Annotated in this window: 18 protein-coding genes; 14 read left to right on the forward strand and 4 right to left on the reverse strand. The window is 41.9% G+C overall.

All coding sequences use genetic code 11. The annotated features are described in order from the left end of the window. Nucleotides 1-362 precede the first annotated feature (362 nt). From rimP to pnp, 10 genes are all read left to right on the forward strand, one after another. Entirely contained in the window at nucleotides 363-863 is a 501-nt protein-coding gene (gene rimP / locus CXF62_RS01660) for a ribosome maturation factor RimP (RefSeq protein ID WP_102092655.1), read from the forward strand. Nucleotides 864-997: 134 nt separating this feature from the next. Then, nucleotides 998-2482 (forward strand): transcription termination factor NusA, encoded by a 1485-nt coding sequence (nusA, locus tag CXF62_RS01665; protein WP_057757751.1) that lies wholly within the window; start codon nucleotides 998-1000, stop codon nucleotides 2480-2482. A gap of 147 nt (nucleotides 2483-2629) precedes the next feature. Then, the gene (infB, locus tag CXF62_RS01670; protein ID WP_057757754.1) at nucleotides 2630-5356 is read left to right on the forward strand and encodes a translation initiation factor IF-2; all 2727 of its coding nucleotides are present in this window, start codon (nucleotides 2630-2632) and stop codon (nucleotides 5354-5356) included. Nucleotides 5357-5557: 201 nt separating this feature from the next. Continuing rightward, complete coding sequence (locus tag CXF62_RS01675) at nucleotides 5558-5947, forward strand: ribosome-binding factor A (RefSeq protein ID WP_101204661.1); 390 nt, start codon at nucleotides 5558-5560, stop codon at nucleotides 5945-5947. A 9-nt stretch (nucleotides 5948-5956) separates the two neighbouring features. Next, entirely contained in the window at nucleotides 5957-7048 is a 1092-nt protein-coding gene (gene truB / locus CXF62_RS01680; RefSeq protein ID WP_102092656.1) for a tRNA pseudouridine(55) synthase TruB, read from the forward strand. A 385-nt stretch (nucleotides 7049-7433) separates the two neighbouring features. Continuing rightward, complete coding sequence (locus tag CXF62_RS01685; RefSeq protein WP_102092657.1) at nucleotides 7434-7958, forward strand: type 1 glutamine amidotransferase domain-containing protein; 525 nt, start codon at nucleotides 7434-7436, stop codon at nucleotides 7956-7958. A 97-nt stretch (nucleotides 7959-8055) separates the two neighbouring features. Next, nucleotides 8056-8217, forward strand: coding sequence for a hypothetical protein (locus CXF62_RS14660; protein WP_185156577.1), 162 nt, complete (start codon nucleotides 8056-8058; stop codon nucleotides 8215-8217). A gap of 113 nt (nucleotides 8218-8330) precedes the next feature. Further along, entirely contained in the window at nucleotides 8331-8507 is a 177-nt protein-coding gene (locus CXF62_RS14665) for a hypothetical protein (RefSeq protein ID WP_185156578.1), read from the forward strand. A gap of 379 nt (nucleotides 8508-8886) precedes the next feature. Beyond that, on the forward strand, nucleotides 8887-9153 hold the full coding sequence (gene rpsO / locus CXF62_RS01690; protein ID WP_045443035.1) for a 30S ribosomal protein S15: 267 nt from the start codon (nucleotides 8887-8889) through the stop codon (nucleotides 9151-9153). A 690-nt stretch (nucleotides 9154-9843) separates the two neighbouring features. Continuing rightward, the gene (gene pnp / locus CXF62_RS01695) at nucleotides 9844-11946 is read left to right on the forward strand and encodes a polyribonucleotide nucleotidyltransferase (RefSeq protein WP_102092658.1); all 2103 of its coding nucleotides are present in this window, start codon (nucleotides 9844-9846) and stop codon (nucleotides 11944-11946) included. Between the two features lie 119 nt (nucleotides 11947-12065). Here the strand turns inward: pnp and CXF62_RS01700 are convergent, their stop codons facing one another. The 4 genes from CXF62_RS01700 to CXF62_RS01715 all read right to left on the reverse strand — a co-directional run bounded on the left by CXF62_RS01700 (nucleotide 12066) and on the right by CXF62_RS01715 (nucleotide 15823). After that, the gene (locus CXF62_RS01700; protein WP_102092659.1) at nucleotides 12066-12629 is read right to left on the reverse strand and encodes a hypothetical protein; all 564 of its coding nucleotides are present in this window, start codon (nucleotides 12627-12629) and stop codon (nucleotides 12066-12068) included. Between the two features lie 34 nt (nucleotides 12630-12663). After that, complete coding sequence (locus tag CXF62_RS01705; RefSeq protein ID WP_102092660.1) at nucleotides 12664-13212, reverse strand: hypothetical protein; 549 nt, start codon at nucleotides 13210-13212, stop codon at nucleotides 12664-12666. Nucleotides 13213-13354: 142 nt separating this feature from the next. Then, nucleotides 13355-13612, reverse strand: coding sequence for a YheV family putative zinc ribbon protein (locus CXF62_RS01710; protein WP_102092661.1), 258 nt, complete (start codon nucleotides 13610-13612; stop codon nucleotides 13355-13357). Continuing rightward, nucleotides 13613-15823 carry a M3 family metallopeptidase gene (locus CXF62_RS01715; RefSeq protein ID WP_102092662.1) on the reverse strand — a complete coding sequence of 737 codons (2211 nt, stop codon included), beginning with the start codon at nucleotides 15821-15823 and terminating at the stop codon, nucleotides 13613-13615. Between the two features lie 496 nt (nucleotides 15824-16319). Here CXF62_RS01715 and CXF62_RS01720 point away from each other — a divergent pair, with 496 nt between their 5' ends. From CXF62_RS01720 to CXF62_RS01735, 4 genes are all read left to right on the forward strand, one after another. Beyond that, nucleotides 16320-17432: an AOC03_06830 family ribosome hibernation factor gene (locus CXF62_RS01720; RefSeq protein ID WP_102092663.1), complete on the forward strand. Its 1113-nt coding sequence runs from the start codon at nucleotides 16320-16322 to the stop codon at nucleotides 17430-17432. Nucleotides 17433-17640: 208 nt separating this feature from the next. Continuing rightward, nucleotides 17641-18396, forward strand: a complete 756-nt coding sequence (locus CXF62_RS01725; protein WP_102092664.1) for an endonuclease/exonuclease/phosphatase family protein — start codon at nucleotides 17641-17643, stop codon at nucleotides 18394-18396. Nucleotides 18397-18582: 186 nt separating this feature from the next. Next, the gene (locus CXF62_RS01730) at nucleotides 18583-19614 is read left to right on the forward strand and encodes an NADP-dependent oxidoreductase (protein WP_101204652.1); all 1032 of its coding nucleotides are present in this window, start codon (nucleotides 18583-18585) and stop codon (nucleotides 19612-19614) included. Nucleotides 19615-19809: 195 nt separating this feature from the next. Next, nucleotides 19810-20652, forward strand: a complete 843-nt coding sequence (locus CXF62_RS01735; protein ID WP_102092665.1) for an EcsC family protein — start codon at nucleotides 19810-19812, stop codon at nucleotides 20650-20652. Nucleotides 20653-20656 lie beyond the last annotated feature (4 nt).

Below are 20656 nucleotides of genomic sequence, written 5' to 3' on the forward strand. Positions count from 1 at the left end.
GTTATCGCGGTATCTATCCTACTTATGCTAAGCTCTAAGTCTATAGAGTACGATATTACTCGTCACTGGTCATCATCGGCCGCTACCGGCACGATGCTTCTTAAGCAACACTATCTTTTATTCCTCATACTTTTATCGATAGTAGTGCTTTATAAATAATAAAAGCATTGTTTGGCCGAGCTTGATGTTTTTTACGCTCGTCCCTATATAAATGCACAATATGTATCATATATTTGTGATTTAAAATTATATACTGACCGTTATTCTTATCATTATAAGATTGCTATATATAGATAAGAGTCAATCTTTAATACGGTTTACTAAGTACGATAGATAAGTGAATAGGAAAATACAAAGAGATTATGAAGCTTTCGACTAAAGTTGCAGAACTGACTAATATTATTGCCCCTGCCGTGGCCGCTTGTGATGTGTCACTATGGGGTATCGAGTTTGCGCCACAAGGTCGTCGCTCTTTACTACGTATCTATATTGAGGCATTGCCAGAAGAGCAAGCCCAAGATAAACAAGTAACGATTGAAGACTGCGCGGCAGTAAATCACCAAGTAAGCGGTATCTTGGAAGTTCATGATCCTATCGCTGGTGAGTACATCTTAGAAGTATCTTCACCTGGTTTTGACCGTGCGTTTTTCTCAGATGAGCAAATGCATGCGTATGTTGGTCAAACTGTGAGCTTGCGTCTGATTCAAGCTATCGGTACAGGCGATCAAAAACGTCGTAAAGCCACAGGTACTTTAGATAGTATTGATGAAAACGCTTTAAAACTGACGTCAAGCGATGGCGAGCAGTTTGAGATTGCACTAAGTAATATTGATAAAGCCAATTTGATTTATGAAGATGCCTAGATTTTTACTAGGGTAACTGTTTATAGATAGACAGTTTTATCTTCCAATAGCTTATGTGGCTTATAGCAACTATATAATAGCAGCACCCAAATTATAAAATTTAAGTCAATTAAAAATGATAGGACAGGTATAGCATGAGTCGTGAAATCTTAACGGTAGTAGAAACTGTCAGTAATGAAAAGGGCTTAAATCCTGAAGATATCTTTGAAGCAATTGAAGACGCTTTAGTGGTATCGACTAAGAAGAAAGTATATACCGAGCAGCCAGAAGTGGCTGTACGGGTAGCGATCGACCGTGCAACTGGCGATTACGATACTTATCGTTACTGGACAGTGGTTGCAGATGAAGACCATGAAATGCCAGCTTGTCAGCTTGCTATCACCGATCTTGATCAAGAAGAATGGTCAATTGGTGATATTAAAGAAGAGCAAATTGAATCAATCGAATTTGGTCGTATTGCTGCTACTCAAGCCAAACAAGTCATCATCCAAAAGATTCGTGAAGCTGAGCGTGCATTAGTTGCAGATGCTTTCGAGCCACGTGTTGGTGAGATGATGTATGGCGAAGTCAAAAAACAGACTCGTGATGGCTATATCATCGATTTGGGTGACAATGCTGAAGGTTATTTGTCACGTGATCAAATGTTGCCACGTGAACAACTCCGTGCAAAGTCGCGTATCAACGCTATCTTGTACCATGTGAACCGTGAAAACCGCGGTGCACAGTTATTGTTATCTCGCACACATCCTGAAATGCTATCAGCATTGATGCAAAAAGAAGTACCAGAGATCGCAGAACAAATTATTGAAATCCGTAACGTCGCTCGTCTACCAGGCACCCGTGCTAAAATAGCTGTGAAGACCAACGATCATCGTATTGATCCAGTTGGTGCTTGTATTGGTATGCGTGGTACACGTATCCAAGCAGTACAGCAAGAGCTAGACGGTGAGCGTATTGATGTGGTGGTATGGTCAGATGACCCTGCCCAGTTTATCATTAGCTCTCTAGAGCCTGCTGACGTAAGCAGTATCATTTTAGATGAAGATACGCAAACAGCAGATATTATCTTTAGCACCAATGATCAATTGGCGCGTGCTATTGGCTCACAAGGTCAAAACGTACGTCTAGCGTCTGAATTGACGGGCTATAAGCTGAATATGATGCTCGAAGAAGAGTATCAGCAACGTCAACAAAACGAATCAAAAGCGTTTATTGAATTATTCTATGAGCGCCTAGAAGTAGATAAAGATTTAGCACAGGCATTGGTCGATATTGGTTTTACCAGTATCGAAGAAGTGGCCTATGTACCAGTTGAGACTTTCTATGATATCGAAGGTCTAGACGATGAAGCGATTGATATGATTCAAGAGCGTGCTAAAGAAGTTGTCATCGCTGATGAACTGGTCAAACAACAGAACATGAAAGAGCCAAGTCAAGAGCTTCAAGAGCTTGAAGGTATGACAGTCAGTTGGGCTTATAAAATGGCGCAGAAAGACATCATTACTGTTGATGACTTGGCAGAACAAGCCGTCTTCGATCTAGAAGATATCGAAGGATTAGACTCTGAAACTGCAGGAAAACTCATCATGAAAGCTCGGGAATCTTGGTTCGATGAATAAGCGGTAACTGCATATCGCTGTCTTTTGGTGATATGCTATTGAGAATAAAGCGCTGATATTATTTATAAGTATCAGCCTTAACCCAATCATTTGTAGCCAACAACTGAATTGAACATATAGCAAATAATAGACAGTAGGTGATAATAAATGGCAGATAAGACCGTCAAAGAACTGGCAGAAATGGTAGGCAAAACTACAGATGCTGTAAAGCAGCAATTAGTAGATGCTGGCCTGCCTGCTCGCGCAGAGGATGACCTAGTCACCGAGCTTGAGCAAGAAAAGCTGGTGACGTATTTAAAGCAAAGTCATGGTCAACAAGAAAAGCGTCGTATTAGTCTTAAATCTAAGACGACCAGTACTGCACGTGTGACAGGCTCTTCTGGTAAATCTAAGAGCGTCAACGTAGAAGTGCGTAAAAAGAAAGTATTCGAAAAGCCTGATCCGGAAAAAATGGCTGAAGAGCTAGCCGCTCGTGAGCAGGCTCTAATTGAGTCTCAAGAACGTGCAGCCAAAGAAGCTGAAGAACGCGCCGCTACTAAGAAAAAAGCGGAAGAGCGTCAAGCAGCAACGCTAGCAGCAATGCGTGCAAGCTTAGGCTCTAGCAAAAAATCAGACGACAAGAATGATGATATTTCTACATCAGTTGTCGTCAAAAAAGGCGGTAAAGCGACGGCTGAAGTTAAGCCTAAAGAGCAGCCGAAAAAGAAAGTTGCTGCAACTAAGCCTAAAGTTGAAACCGCTGCTGAACGTAAAGCTCGCGAGACTCGTGAGAAAGAAGAAGCGCGTCTGCGTGAAATCGAACTAGAAACCCGCCGCACACAAGCTGAAGAAGCGCAAAAGCGTACACTTGAGCAAATGCGCAAAATGGCTGGTAAATATACAGATCGTGAGCCTGTTACTGAAGTACGTAAAGATGAGCCATTGGCTGAAGGTCTGGTAGGTGATGCACTAGAAGAGTCTTTCGAAAAAGAGCGTCGCGAAATCAAACGCGGTTCGAACAGTACTGGTACTCGTGGTCGTCGTCGTAAGAACCAAGATGAACGCGAAATCAAAAACCGCAAAAACGGTTTGCGTTCAACTCAGGCATCACAGCATAAGTTCGAAAAACCTGTTGAAAAAATCGTCTATGATGTCGAGATTAGTGAGCAAATTTCAGTTGCCGATCTTGCACAGCGTATGGCGGTTAAAGCTCGTGAAGTCACCAAATTACTTATGAAAATGGGTGAAATGGCTCGTGAGTCAGATACGATTGATCAAGCAACCGCAAGTTTGCTTGTTGAAGAAATGGGTCACAACCCAGTACCAGTTAGTGATACTAAAGTCGAAGATGACTTACAGTATGCAGTCGATGAGCGTAGCAGTAACATCCAAACTCGTCCACCAGTAGTAACTATCATGGGTCACGTCGATCATGGTAAGACATCACTACTAGATAAGATTCGTGAAACGAAAGTTGCGAATGGCGAAGCGGGCGGCATTACACAGCATATCGGTGCTTATCATGTAAAAACTGATCGCGGTGTTATTACTTTCCTTGATACTCCAGGTCACGCAGCGTTTAGCGCAATGCGTTCACGTGGTGCTCAAGCGACTGATATCGTTGTATTGGTGGTTGCGGCTGACGATGGCATGATGCCACAAACAGCAGAAGCCATTGATCATGCACGTGCAGCTGGTACGCCAATCATTGTTGCTATCAACAAAATGGATAAGCCAGGTGCTGATCCTGACCGTGTTCTTAATGAATTAACGACGAAAGAAGTTGTTTCAGAAGAATGGGGCGGCGATACACCAATGGCTCGTATCTCAGCCAAAACAGGCGAAGGTATCGAAGACTTACTAGAATTCATTAGCTTACAAGCTGAGCTAATGGAACTAGAAGCGCCACTAGACGGTGCTGCTCAGGGTGTGGTTATTGAGTCAAGACTTGAAAAAGGTCGTGGTCCTGTCGTTAGTGTCCTAGTGAAAAAAGGTACATTGAAACAAGGCGACTTGGTTCTAGCTGGTGAGCACTATGGTAAAGTTCGTGCATTAACAGACGAGCATGGCCAACGTATCAAATCAGCTGGTCCTTCTATTCCTGTAGAGATTTTAGGTCTGCCTGAGACACCTGCTGCTGGTAGCGAGTTCCTAGTTGTGACGGACGAGAAAAAAGCTCGTGAAGTTGCGGACTTTAGAACCAACCGTGAGCGTGAGCGTCAACTTGAGCGTCAGAATGCCATGCGTTTAGAAAGCATGTTTGATCAGATGGGCCAAGGCGATGTGTCATTCTTGAATATCGTACTAAAAACAGACGTACGTGGTTCACTTGAAGCACTACTAGCTGCCCTAAACGAATTGTCTACTGACGAAGTAAAAGTCAGAGTGATCAGTTCAGGCGTTGGTCCTATCTCTGAGTCTGACGTAACCCTTGCAGAATCGAGTGAAGCGGTACTGTTAGGCTTTAACGTTCGTGCAGATGCTACCGCACGTCGCAAAGCAGACACTGCTAACATGGATATTCGCTACTATAGCGTAATCTATGGTTTGATCGATGATGTGAAATCAGCAATGAGCGGTATGCTTGCTCCTGAACATCGTGAGAAAATCCTTGGTGTTGCAGACGTTCGTGAAGTATTCCGTTCTAGTAAGTTCGGTGCTGCTGCTGGTTGTATGGTGGTCGAAGGTACAATCTATCGCAACAAACCTATCCGCGTATTGCGTGATGACCAAGTTATCTTTACTGGTCAATTGCAATCATTGCGTCGTTATAAAGAAGACGTCAATGAAGTACGTACTGGTATGGAATGTGGTCTAGCCGTTCGTGGTTATGATGTTGAAGCTGGCGATAAGATCGAAGTCTTTGAAATCCAAGAGTTCGCACGTACTATCTAAAGCTGCTGTTCGATAGCAGAGTATGTATTAATGCAATATGCGTAATCCGCTGAGCTGTTTAGATACTTTGCTAATATTCAGCTGTACTTAGGCCTAACAGGTACATCCTGCTAGGCCTTTTTTAGCACATATCAGTGCAACATCTATTAATCAGCAGAATTATACAGTAATAAAATAAGCCCATTAAAGTAAGGTAACAACATGAACCAACGTTTACAAAGATTATCGGATCAGATTCAGCGTGAGCTTGCTGTTCTTATTCGCGATGAAGTTAATGACCCTCGTCTAACAGGTTTTGTCACGATCTCTAGTGTCAAAGTTAGCCCAGATTTAGGCTATGCGGACGTCTATGTCACTATCATGGAGCCTGAGCTCAATGATGCTATGAATAAGACCAACCATGAAGAAAGTATCAAGGTATTGAATAAAGCGGCAGGGTTTTTGCGTACAGAATTAAGCCATAGCTTAAAGACACGTACTACGCCGCGCTTACGTTTTCATTACGATGAAGTAACGGCTCGTGGTAACTACATGATGGACTTGATTAGTAAGGCCGTGACTAAAACTGAGAAAAACGAGAATGACGAGTAAATTATTATTATGTCTATAGCGTCTAAGCAAGTTGATAAAAAAGCTAATAAAGTATCTGAAAAAGTAAAAGTTTCAGGTGTTATATTGGTGGATAAACCCAAAGGTATGACCTCGCAGCAAGTTGTGTCAAAAGTGAAGTATTTATTTAAATCACCGATACACGATAGTAAAAAGGCAGGGCATACAGGGACGCTTGATCCGATGGCAACTGGCCTGCTGCCTATTTGCTTGGGTGAAGCTACCAAGTTTAGCCATTATCAACTGGATGCTGATAAATCTTACCAAGCGACTATCTTGCTAGGTAGTCAAACCGATACTGGTGATGCTGATGGCCAAATCGTAACGCAGGCTTCTATCCCAAAATTTGATGAAGCCTCATTAGCGACTATTGCCCAGCAGTTTTTGGGCGCTCAGCAGCAGATACCACCGATGTATTCAGCGCTAAAAAAAGATGGCAAAAAACTGTATGAATATGCTCGCGCGGGTATTGAGGTTGATAGACCGCCCAGAGATATCACGATTAAAGCAATTAATCTACAGATGATAGATGATACCCAGATTAATCTAACGGTTACTTGTACGAAAGGTACTTACGTACGTGTATTAGCGGAAGATATTGCAAAGCAGCTAGGTACGCTAGGACATTTGACGGCATTGCGTCGTACACAAGTAGGGAGCTTCAGCATTGATGATGCGATCGCTGTATCATTATTAGAAGAGCATAGTTTAGAGGGGCGTCAGTCTTGGCTGCTGCCTACCGATGCTTGTATTGATATCGATGCTGAGCTGACGCTGACAGAGGAACAATGCGCCCGCGTACATATGGGGCAACGCTTAAACGTATTTGATGAGCTAACAGGTAAGCTCAAGGATTATGTTGCTAGAATGGTTTCTGACCAGCTGTCTAAGAATAGCTCTGTCGATATTAATGATGATGCTAGTACTCACAGTAAAGCTAATATTGGTCTTGATGCGCCTCAGCTCCTAGAGCATGAAATACCTATTGATATACGTTTACTCAATGAGCAGGGAGAATTTCTCGGTTTGGGGTCTGTGAGCTTAAATGGACGTCTACAACCTAAGAAATTGATTCAGCGCTAATAGTCACGTTTTCACCAATGTTACTTAAATAGAGAAACTACCACCTAACGTTGGCCTGATTTACTAATAGTTTACACTAATCACATACCGTCACATTTTATTGCAGGTTTCGCCTATGGTGAAACCTGTTTTTTTTGTACTCTAGATTCATCAGATAGGAAATGCTGAGCTAAAAAATAAAATGGATAAATATTATAAGAATAAAAAATTGCTATAAAGCTAATAATTAAAAAATAGACAATTAAAAGAAAAAATTAATGCAGAAAGGACGCATTTGAATAAAAATAAAATAGTTCAAAGGAAAATGTACTACTGAATAATAATAAAATTAGCTTATAAAAATATACTGGCTCACAAAAACTAATAGATAAGAAGAAGGAAAGTTATGAAAACGATCGCTTTTTTACTGCATAACCACTTCGAACAAGCAGAGTACGAAGACGTTAATAATCAGCTAAAAGACAAAGGCTACAAAACACTTCTCATAACAACAAATGATAAAAAAGAAGTGCAAGCCATGCAGCAAGACGTAAATAAGAGTGATACTTTTACTGCTGATATCTTTGCAGAAGATGCTGACGTTTCTGAGTATGATGCATTGGTGTTACCAGGTGGTACTGTCAACGCTGATACTATTCGTGGTAACGAAAAGGCTCATCAAATTATCAATGCTATAAATGAAGCAGGAAAGCCACTAGCTGTTATTTGTCATGCTCCTTGGGTTCTCATCAATACAAATATTGCTAAAGGCAAAACCCTTACCGCTTATCCTACTTTGCAACTAGATTTAGAAAACGCTGGAGCAAACTACGTAGATAAGACAGTGCAGGTAGATGGTAATCTTATTACTTCGCGTAACCCAGACGATATACCCAATTTTGTTGATGCCATAGATAAAGCATTATCTTAGAATTTTGACTTCTAACCAGACAAGTTTAATTAACTAAGTACTATTAAATCTAAATTCTGTACAACTAACATTTATAACCATAACTAAGGAAGATACTATGTCAAACTCTAACCCAAACGATACTAAGCTTGAGCAACAACGTTCTGATTCAGCAGAAGCAGCACTTAAAAGTCAAACTGAAGATAATCATAGTGAAAACAGCGAAGCAGCAGCAGAACGTATCGCAGCTAACTTAGAAAACGCGAAAGAAGATAAGTAAGTTTTTAATATGCCACCTGTAATAGGTGGCATTGATATGTTTATAGTTTGCACGTCTTATGATCGATGAGTGCAACGACAGTTAGTCCACAAAATAATAATTCAGGAGCTAATATGAGTAATTCACCGAACAATATGGACGAGCAGGAAAAAGAGATTGAAAAGCTTGCAGAAGAAATTAATCCAAGCGAGCATACTGCCCCAGACAGCTTAGCGGAAGTAACTACTGCCGCGCCTCTTGAAGATGATGAACTAGGCGGCAATGCGACAGAGTCTGACGTTAGTAAGTAGCCTAGGTAGGCACTTAATAGATAGTTATCTATAGAATACTAGCTACTAGAAATTAAATGTCGCTTTACAAGTATTATGAAAAACTGCTGCTAGTTCAGCAGTTTTTTGTTATAATTACCCCCACATTTAAATTAGGTTTTGAATGATGTACTGTAGTTAGCCCATTACTTTGATTAAGTAGTGCTATAGTTAACTACAATGTACGATTCAAAACATGCTAAATGGTTGTTAACTGAGCTTGTCGTACACTAGGTCAACTCTAGTAATGCAGGGTTGTCCTGAATGGCGTACAGGTTATTTTATTTATTATTCTATTGCTTTAATACTGACTCAAATTGCAGTCCGCTTTTTAAAGTTTTTAGCATTGCCGGAGATATTTATGCTAACTAATACCGATCGTGAACAAATCATCGCTCAATACCAACGTGGCGAAAATGACACTGGTTCTCCAGAAGTTCAAGTAGCTTTGTTGAGTGCTCGTATCAATGATTTGCAGAACCACTTTAAAGCACACAAAGCTGACCATCATAGCCGTCGCGGTCTTATCCGTATGGTTAACACGCGTCGTAAACTGCTTGATTACTTAAAAGGTAAAGACCTTGGTCGTTACACTACTCTAATCAGCCAGTTAGGTCTACGTCGTTAATCTAACGACAATAGTACGAGTGAATGCTGAATTTTTTGCTAAATCGCTTGGAACTTGTTTGTTGTTATCGATAAAATAGATTTTTCTAAAAACGGTGTGGAATAGTTTCACGCCGTTTTTTTATGCTTATTCGTTTTAGATACTGTGCTCAAGTAGTAAGAGGTAGAACCCCTTCTCTAGAATAGCTAAGAGGAATATTGGTATAAACTGTACTAACCAAGCCTCAAATGCGGTATTTTCTGATGATAATTGCGCTACTGTGCAATTAATTGGTCAATGGCTATAAATCACTGTAAAATAATGCCTTGTTAGTTTGATAGCGCATCTGCTACAGATATGGCGATTATTGTTAAGATATTTATGATTTGGCTTGGTAATCAGCGCAGATAGCTGATATTTGAAAGTTCAGAAAATAGCCTGTAGGGTTTTTAGCATCGAAGTCTTTTGACTTAATGTCTTTTTGATAGTATTTATAGTAAAGGCAAAATTGCACGACCGAATATACATAATAGTACGATGTCTAACTCAGACAAATATATGAGATAACCAAGTAACGTTATTGGCATTGGTTGCGATGATTTCTAATAGAAAACATATCAACGGATAGCCATATACACAGAATTTTAATGACAGATATCAGATTTTTTTGACGCTGATATCAGTTTTGTCAGTCAACATTAGGAAGATTATATGACAATGTTCAACACCATTAAGCGTGAATTTCAGTATGGCAACCAGCAGGTTGTTATCGAGACAGGTCGTATTGCCCGTCAAGCAAACTCTATTTTAGTACACATGGGCGGCGTAACCGTATTAGTTGCAGCAGTCGTGAAATCAGAAGCTAAAGAAGGTCAAAACTTCTTTCCGCTAACGGTTAATTATCAAGAAAAAATGTATGCAGCAGGTAAAATTCCAGGTGCTTACGGTAAACGCGAAGGCCGTGCGAGCGAATTTGAAACCTTAACTTCACGCTTGATTGACCGTCCGATTCGTCCGCTATTCCCAGAAGGCTACGTAAACGAAATCCAAATCACCGCAACAGTTGTATCATCAGATAAAACTCAGTCTGCAGATATCGCTGCACTAATCGGTGCCTCAGCAGCATTGGCTATCTCTGATGCGCCATTTAATGGTCCTGTTGCTGCCGCTCGTGTTGGTTTCATTAACGGCGAATACGTTCTAAACCCAACGTCTGAGCAGCTTGAAACCAGTGATCTGGATTTGGTTGTGGCTGGTACTAAGTCTGCGGTATTAATGGTTGAATCTGAAGCGGCAGAGCTGTCAGAAGACCAGATGCTAGGTGCAGTATTGTACGGCCATCAGCAACAACAAATCGTTATTGATAACATTGCTTCAATGGCTGAAGAAATCGGTACTGCTAAGCAGCAATACTCTGCTCCTGAGCGTGACCAAACCCTTATTAGCAGCATGAAAGAGCAGTTCGGCGAACAAGTTGCTGACGCTTATACCATTACTGATAAGCAAGCACGTTACACCAAGCTTGATGAAATTAAGCAGTCAATTATTGATGCACTTGCTGGTGATGCTGAGTCAGAAACTTATGCTGATACCGTATCTGAGCTTAAAGAAATCTATAACGACCTTAAATATCGTACCGTTCGTGACAACATCTTGTCAGGTAAGCCGCGTATCGATGGTCGTGACCCTGAGACAGTTCGTGCGCTTGACGTACAAGTTGGTGTATTGCCATATACGCATGGTTCAGCATTGTTCACACGTGGCGAGACGCAGGCATTGGTTACTACCACACTTGGTAACAGCCGTGACGTCAACATGATTGACTCACTAGGTGGCACGATTCGTGACCATTTCATGCTGCATTATAACTTCCCGCATTTCTCAGTTGGTGAAACGGGCCGTGAAGGTATTCCAAAACGTCGTGAAATCGGTCATGGTCGTCTAGCACGCCGCGGTGTACAAGCAATGTTGCCAGATAGTGAGCGTTTCCCGTATGTGATTCGTGTGGTATCAGAAATCACTGAATCTAACGGTTCATCTTCTATGGCTTCTGTTTGTGGCGCAAGCTTGGCATTGATGGACGCAGGCGTACCATTAAAAGCACCAGTTGCTGGTATCGCAATGGGTCTGGTTAAAGAAGGCGATCGTTTCGCTGTATTGTCAGATATCTTGGGTGATGAAGATCACCTAGGTGATATGGACTTTAAAGTAGCTGGTTCTAAAAACGGTATCACTGCACTTCAGATGGATATCAAAATCGAAGGTATTACCCCTGATATCATGGAGCAAGCGCTTAAACAAGCCCATGCAGGTCGTATCCATATCCTAGAAGCAATGAACCAAGTATTGCCTGAGAGCCGTACTGAAATCAATGCTCATGCACCAAACTACGCGGTTATCGAAATCAACCCGGACAAGATTCGTGACGTTATCGGTAAAGGCGGCGCAACTATCCGTCAGCTAACGGAAGAAACTGGCGCGGTTATCGATATTGATGACGCAGGTACTATCCGTATCTTTGGTGAAAACAAAGCAGCGACCAAGGCAGCTATCGGTAAAATCGAAGCACTCACTGCTGAAGTTGAAGTTGGTAAAACTTATGAAGGTACCGTTGCTCGTATCGTCGACTTCGGTGCATTTGTAAATGTCTTGCCAAACACTGATGGTCTAGTACATATTTCACAAATCGCAGAAGAGCGCGTAGAGAATGTGTCAGACTACCTAAAAGAAGGTCAGGTCGTTAAAGTACTTGTACAAGACGTTGACAACCGTGGTCGTATCAAACTAACTATGAAAGGTGTTGAGCAGAACTAATACTCAATATCTGATGTGGTTTAAATAAGAAAAAACCGCCTTGAAATGCTCGTTATGAGTATTCAAGGCGGTTTTTTTATGTGCTCAAAAAGACGATGACTGGCTAGCTAAAAGGCCATTTATAACTCAATGCTTTTAGGCAGGTGTATATCGATACGAAGTTTTGGTAGGTCTTGTAAATACTCAGTTAATAATGGCAAAGTAACAGCATGCCAGTCTAAAGGCAGAGTATCTGCTGTATTGCTTTCATTGGATACGATATCACGTGGTCTGCCTGAGATAAGTGGCCGCGCAAGCAATGCAACTCTGCGTATGCCTTGGTAACGTATAAGCGGCATTATTTGCTGTTGCAAATCAATCAAGGCAGCAGTCAGCCAACGTGTGCGCGCTGGATGATAAGGATGGTTTGATATCACAAGGTTGGCAATATAGTTTGGCTGGTTACCGTTACTACTGATACCAAGTCCGACCAGCTCACGTGTACGCTTATTAAGTAAGCAGCTACCAACATTCAGACTACCATCGCGGCACGCGCGATGATAGCGACTATAATTATCAGGAAATAGAGTTTTCGCTCGTGTGAGTACAGGATCTAAAACGATACCAGTATTGTTGACAGGTAAAACAAGCAACTGTGCATTGCTATTTAAAATAGAGGCATGTGTGAATTGCAAAATCGCCATCGTAAGCCTCTCTATAACCAAATCAAGTATACGGTTATTGAACCGTCGCTTTATTAGAGTCGTTTGCTTCTAACTGAGCAATTTGTTGTTCGAGTAGCGCAATTTGTTCTGCCTTCATATCAGTCAACTGCTTATTCATAGCCACTTGTTCAGCGGCTAACTTTTCTTGTTCGGCCAGTCGCTGACGTTCATCTTCTAAACGATCAATCTCTTCTTTCGCCAAGCTATCATTTTCTGGTAGCGGCGCATCTAATATAGCAGTAGGATTTGGTATCGCAGTACTGTCATTATTGGCTGCTCCAGAGTTTTCATCCATGAGCACACCGTCGTCAATCACAGAATCATCTGATACTTCTGAAGTGCTGTCTGTGACTGATTCTGTCTGTGATTGGTCAGTTACTGGTGCTGAAGTGGCGTTATCTGTAGGGAGTGTGGACTGAGTGCCAGACCTTCCTACGATAAGGTAGACAATGACGATAAGTAGCAATACTGAGATAAGTACTGCCAAAATTTTCTGACGTGTTTTAGTCTGTTTTTTCTTGGAAGCGCGGGTTGATGAAGGCCGGATGTTGTCTGGTTTCATATTATGATCGATTCATGTCAAGAATATAAGAAGCCATACTATAGCAAACTCAAAATAAAAAGCCTATCTATTGATAGATAGGCTTAATAGACCATTAAATAATAAAGTATTTAATCTGTTTTTAGTTGTGAAAACTAAATAACTAAGGCTTAAATTTTACAGTGCCGCTAGTGCCAGTTGCCATCGCATCACGAGCCATCTGATCTTCTAAATGGTTCTTTGCACTAATGGCATCAGGATCGGGGCGTTGCTCTGTGTGTCCGCACTGAGTGCATTCAATATACTCATCTGGGGCAGGGGTTACGATATTGACTTGCACGACCGCATCCATTTCCTGACATTTTGGACAACGCACCCCTGCTAAAAATCGGCGCTTAGGACTCGATGACTGATAACGCATTTAAATGACCTCGCGCGTCGTTTGAGTATTTGCCGCATCGATATTTTTAGCATCAGTGAAACCATTATGACGTAGCAAGGCATCGATACTGGCGCTACGACCGCGGAAGTTTTCAAAGTTGGTCTTCGCTGGGAAACTGCCGCCAACAGATAAGATAGATTCACGGAACGCTTTGCCTGTCGCTGGGTTGAAAATACCGTCTTCTTCAAACTTGCTAAACGCATCAGCTGACAGCAGTTCCGCCCATTTATATGAGTAATAGCCTGCAGCATAACCACCCGCGAATATATGACTAAAACCATTAGCAAAGCGGTTATAGTCAGGTGTTTGCATAACGGAGATATCATGACGGACAGTATTGAGCGTCTCTAAAATACCATCGTAACTTAGTGCTGGCGTATGAGCGTGAATGAGTAAATCAAATAGAGCAAACTCAATCTGACGCAGTGTTTGCATGCCGCTTTGAAAGTTTTTCACTGCTAGTAGTGCATCAAGTTTGTCTTTAGGTAATGGCTCACCAGTCTCAACGTGACTGCTGATAAGAGCGATACCTTCAGCGTCCCAAGCCCAGTTTTCCATAAACTGACTAGGAAGCTCGACCGCATCCCACTCGACGCCATTGACACCAGCGACATCGCCGACCGTGACTTGAGTCAATAAATGATGTAAGCCATGACCAAACTCGTGGAATAAGGTTAATACTTCATCATGGGTCAATAAACTAGGTTTGCCATCAAGTGCCGGCGTGAAATTACCAACCATAAAGCAAACGGGAAGCTGCTGATGGTTTTGTGCTTCATAGCTATAGCGAGATTGGAAACCACTCATCCATGCACCGCCACGCTTACCGCTACGTGCAAACAAGTCAAAGTAGAAGCCACCGAGCAAGCGATCATCAGCATCGAATAATTGATAAAAGCTTACATCGTCATGCCAGCGAGAGACTGAGTCACTTTCTACATCTTTATGGTTTTGCTCTTGTACTTTGATACCGTATAGACGCTCAACGATAGTAAACAAGCCATTAATCACTTTGGGTAATGGGAAATATGGACGAATTTCCTCTTGCGATAAGCTGAACTCACTTTGTTTTACCTTTTCAGCGATGTAAGCGCTATCCCACGGTTGCAATTCATCAATGCCATAATCACTAGCGTATTTCTGTAGCTGTGCCAAATCCGCTTTGGCAGCAGAGGTCGCTTGCGTTGCTAAGTCACGTAAGAATGTTTCAACTTCTAAGACGCTGTCTGCCATCTTGGTCGATAGCGATACTTCAGCATAATTTGCAAAACCAAGTAGCTTGGCTTTTTGCTCACGTAATGAGAGGATTTGACTCATATTGTCAGCGTTATTTAATGAGTTGCCTTTTGCATTGGTATGCGTATCAAACTCAGAGGCGCGTGTGACGTAAGCATGATACAGCTTCTCACGTAGGCTACGATCGTCCGCATGAGTCATGATCGCTAGATATACAGGAATATTTAAACTGGCCACATAGTAAGGAGTAGGAAGCGCATCTATATCAGCTTGGCTAAGGGCACCGCTAGCAAGCTCACGCGCTTTGTATTGCTCGCCTGCATCTGCCAATAGTGCCAAACCACTCTCTGTTAACCCCTTTAACTGAGAGTCTTCTAAAGGCAGGGCAAATGCTTGCGTCGCATCCAAGATATTGTCCGAAAAGGTTGCAGACAGGGTCGATAACTCACTTTGGATAGCGGCAAACTTTTCTTGCTCAGCTTGAGGTAATGCAACGCCTGATAACTCAAAGCTACGTAATGCCAGTTCGATTGCACGTGCACGAGCAGGCTCTAACGTAGCAAAGAAATCTGTGTCATTGACGATAGCTTGATAACGATTAAACAAAGGCTGATGTTGGCCCACTCGCGTACCGTAAGCAGATAGTTTTGGTAGCAGTTCATGGTGAACATGGCGAATCTCATCGTTGCTCATCACGCTATTGAGATGCGACAAAATACCCCAGCTACGATCTAATGCCAAATTGATATGGTCAAAGCTCATCACATCTGCTAAAGCTTGTTCAGCGCTTATTTTTTCAGCACTTGTTTTTTCAGCACTATCGCTTTCTACCACGGTTAAGGTATCTAAAAAAGCATTGGCAGCATCAATGGCATCAATTACTTGGTTTTGTAACGTATGTGGCGCAGTGTCGGTAAAATCGACAAGGCGTAAATCTGAAGGAGAAGGTGTCATATAGGTATCCGATATCAATGAATTATTATTAATCAAAATGAGAATGAAATAAATCTAGCTACTATGGAAATATACAGTGTGTTCTTATTTTATATATAGATTATATAAAAGATGGGTTCGTTTGGTAAAAATACAACCTAAGCACTTTTATACGATTCAAGTAATTAGGACAGTGCTAGCAATCTGAAGGTAAACATCGAGATTCTGATATTTAAATTCAACTTCTCAAGATAATTATCTGAATATGTAGCTATGTTCGTTAAGGCAGTTCTTTAACAATATAGAGTGCTCTACTTACAAAGCGCTATCATTTGCTTGCAAATTAACCCTACAGGGAGTGGGGTATAGCTGTTAGCATCAAGGTAATGGAATTTAAATATTATGCATCGACAGGATGCAAGAAAAACACGGATAGAAATTTCTACACTTATAAAAGTACATGAGTGAAGAAATACATAAAGTTAAAAATGAACGATAATAAAACAAGGAGCAATATATGAAAGCGACTCTTAAAAGTTTACGTGAAACTAAAGCTAACCCTGCAGTAAGTATCTTTGTTAAAACGTATCGTGAACATCCAGCTAATGAGCAAGATCCTATCGCTCTAAAAAATCAATTGAAAGTTGCCGAAGATCGTTTGACGAAGGAGTACGACAAACGCACAGCGACTACCATTCTAGATAATATTCAAAATAAAATCAGTGAGCTCAATCACAATTATAACCTCGATACGTTAGCTATATTTGCTAGTACAGATGATGTGCAAGTCATCCGTATGCCAATTGATACGACAGAGCGCGTTGTGATTTCAGATAGATTTGCTACGCGTGACTTGGTCCGTGATATGGCAAGTGCGGTTCATTATTATACGGTGGTCTTAACCCGTGACAATGCGCGTTTGATTGAAGCATCTAATGACCGCGTCGTGAGAGAGTTCGATAAAGATGACGATGCACAAAACAACATGGAGAACATTCAGTTCCCTGTCGAAAACAACGGACTATACACAACAGGCGACGGTGGCTCAGATCGTTCATCAAACAACGAAAGCAGTCACTTAAAAGAATTCTTTAACCAAGTCGATAAAAGCGTCCAAGAGTTATGGGGCGAGCATAAAATGCCTCTTGTGATAGTTGGTGATGCAAAAAATATTGGCTACTATAAAGAAGTCTGCGATCGTCCAGATAATATCATTGCTACAGTATCGAATGCGACCAATCTAGAAGATGGTAGTGCACAGCATATCGTTGACAGTGTGCAAGAAGCTGTAGAAGAGTATCGCACATCGCTGCACAAAGCTGCATTGGGTGAAATAGATAAAGCTCGCGGTGCGAATATGTTGCAGACTGACTTGCAGGAAGTATATCGAAGTGCTTTCCAAGGAGCTGGCGAGACACTTTATGTACGCCGTGGCTATATACAATCTGCTAAGATTGATGAAAAGGCACAAACGTTAAGCCCTGCCAATGATGCTACTACGGAAGGCATCACAGATGATGCAATCGGTGAAATCATCGAGCACGTCATTCACAATGGCGGCGAAGCTGTATTTATGCCACAAGATATCATGGGTGAAGATCAACCAATAGCGCTAGTAACTCGCTACTAATCTGACGATGCCACCTATGTGCGATATTCATTTATGAATCAGCCATTTATGAATTAGCCATTGATAATACATAGGTGTAATATGAGAGCATTGGTTCAATACGAGCCAGTGCTCTTTTTATGTCTGTCATTACCATCACTATGGATGCTATCGTAGCTGAGCTATTGATCTTTACTCCATAAATAATGAGCGTACAACTAACCAAACTATGACTACCACCTCTTTTGTTTTAACTAGCTACAACATCCATAAAGGCATGTCACCGCTGAATCGCCAAGTGAAGATGCAAGGTATTGCTCAGGCGCTAGAGTCTGTGGGTTCAGACGTCTTGTGCCTACAAGAAGTGCAGGGCCAAAACCTCAAGCGTAATATGCAATATAACGAGTACCCAGATCAATCACAGCATGAATGGTTTGGCGAATTTTTAGATTTGCAAAACAGTTACGGTAAAAACTCCGAATACGAAAACGGCCACCACGGCAATGCAGTATTGAGTCGCTTCCCGCTAGACCCCAAACACAATGTAAATATTACGGTCAACAAGCTTGAGCAGCGCGGTGTCTTGCACTGTGAGGTAAAACCTGTCGGTTGGGAGATGCCAGTTGTCGTATTGTGTGCACATTTGAACTTGTTTGAGCGCGATCGTATCAAGCAGTATCAAGCGATTAGTGACTATGTGCGAAATGAGATTGCGCCGGATCAACCACTTATCTTAGCAGGCGATTTTAATGATTGGAAAAAGATGTCTTGTGACAAACTGGCGTCAGATCTCGGTATGATAGAAGCGTTCAAACATTGTCATGGCAAGCTGTTGCCAACCTTTCCCGCAAAACTGCCAGTACTCAGCTTAGATCGTATCTATGTGCGCAATTTGCTTGTGAAGGATGCTTGGGTACACACTGGAAAACCTTGGTCATCGCTATCAGATCATCTGCCCATTAGCGCAGAGCTGATGTTGCCCTAATACCTAACTATAATAATTCGTCTAAATGTATTATATTGGCAATCTATCGATATATGAACAATTGTCTTTATTGATCATATTATTAATTAACTATGTTCTCGATTGAAAGTGATATTAACAGCACAACGTTTCAATAAAATGAATAACAAGTACAGCCTAATAAACAAAATATAAGGATATTCTACGATGGCAACAACGTCTACTACTGATAATAATCAACAAGCTAACCACAATATACCTAAGACACAGCACGCCGTACTCATACGCGAGTTCGGTGAGCCTGAAGTAATGAAATATCAAGATGGTGCTGATGTCCCTGAGCTACAGGACGACCAAGTACTGGTAAAAATTGCCTATGCTGGGATTAACCCTGTCGATTATAAAACTCGCCAAGGTAAAGGCTGGGGTGCGGAAAACATTCGCAAAGACAAGTTTGAGAATGATCAGCCAGCTATTTTAGGGTTCGATGTATCAGGCGAAGTAGTCAGCAGTAATAGCGACGAGTTTGCTGTTGGCGATAGAGTAGCGGCTTTGACCTTTAGCGGTGGTGGCTATGCGCAATACGTGGCAGTAGATGCCAAGTTGCTTGCGAAAGTACCAGACAATGTCAGCTTAGAGCAGGCGGGTGCTTTACCTTGTATTGGACAAACGGCGCTACAATTTGTAGATTTTGCTGATATAAAAACAGGCGAGCATGTGGTAATTAATGCACCAGCAGGCGGTGTCGGTCATTTACTAATCCAATTGCTCATGAATAAGGTGGCGCAAGATAACATCAAGGTGACGGTAATTTGCTCGCCAGAAAAGTACGCCAAGCTTGATGAATTGATAGACGTATCTAAGCTGGCGGGCTGGATAGATTATACCAAAGATGAAGACTTCCCTGACCTACAAGCCGACGTGCTACTTGATTTAGTCGGTGATGAAGCAGGTGTCCGCGCGCTTAGCGTGCTCAAGTCAGGCGCTCGAGTGAATGTATTACCAACTATCTGGGTTGATAAGCTCAAAGAAGCCGGTCAGCAAAAAGACTTAGCAGTAGCAGGCTATAAAGCGCAGCGTAGTGGTCAAGATATGGCGCGTGTTTTACAGGAGGTGGCCGATGGTAAGCTAACTTTAAAAATTCAAAAAACCTATCCACTCTCAGAAGTCGTTGCAGCGCACCACGAGCTACAAAAAGGCGATGCTTTTGGCAAGATTGTCTTAGCGGCAGCTGAGTGAATGTCAAGATTGCCCAAGTATTAGGTAGTGTTCGATAGGATTTATTAGTAAAGGGATGTCTGTTGAAACGCAGTAAACTTAACTGATGATTTAACAAATCATACAAAAGTTTTATTTTGGACAACAGAACGTCCCTGTAGTCTTCGCTGATTTATCATAGGATAGAAAGCGAACGATACTAAGAAAGGGAATAATATGACTATCAATGAAAAAACAGATGACCACATTGCTTATGAATCCAAAGTCCGTGCAGAAATAGAAGCATGGAAGAACCCTGATAAAGGGATTTTGGATAAGACGCTCTCAGTGCTTAATACCCCTGTGGTAGCAGCCGGTGATGCGTTAATGGAGGCTCCACAATTTGGCGATTCTCTAAAAAAAGCAACTGAAGAAACGATTAGTGCTTTGAGTGATGCAGCCAATTGGACACTGGACACTCAAGACGTTATTGATAGCTATCAAGAGGCAGCAGATATTAACGACTTCTCTATCAAAACGCTGTCTGACATCAAAAGTCTACCCATTGCTGTTATAGATAAACAAGTTAAGCTTTTTAAGAGCAAATATGTAGCGCTAACCAGTGCGCAAGGGGTGACTACGGGGGTTGTAGGCTGGGCAGGTATCCCTGCTGATGTCGTTGGGCTTATTACAGCTAACCTACGAGCGATTGGAGAATATGCAACGTACTATGGCTTTGATATCAATGATGAAGGCGAACAGTTATTTGCTATGTCTTTGTTGGCTGTAGCAACTTCTGCCTCTGTTGAAGAGCGTAAAGCGGCGTTAGATGACACTCATGCGATGATTAAAGATCCAGAAACTCAAGCATTCAATCAGATTAATGAAGAAGTTATGTCTCGTGTACTGCGTCAGACAGCGACTAAAGTAGCCACTAACATCGTTAAGACAAAAGCGGCGCAAATTATTCCAGCGGTAGGCGCAGTGGTCGCAGGTGGTGTTAATGCTAGCTACACTGCCAATGTTTGTGAAGCTGCTTATCAGTGTTACCGTGAGCGTTTTTTGGACCGTCTCGCGTAAGAAT

The sequence above is a fragment of the Psychrobacter sp. MES7-P7E genome (assembly GCF_002863645.1).
Classification (GTDB): Bacteria; Pseudomonadota; Gammaproteobacteria; order Pseudomonadales; family Moraxellaceae; genus Psychrobacter.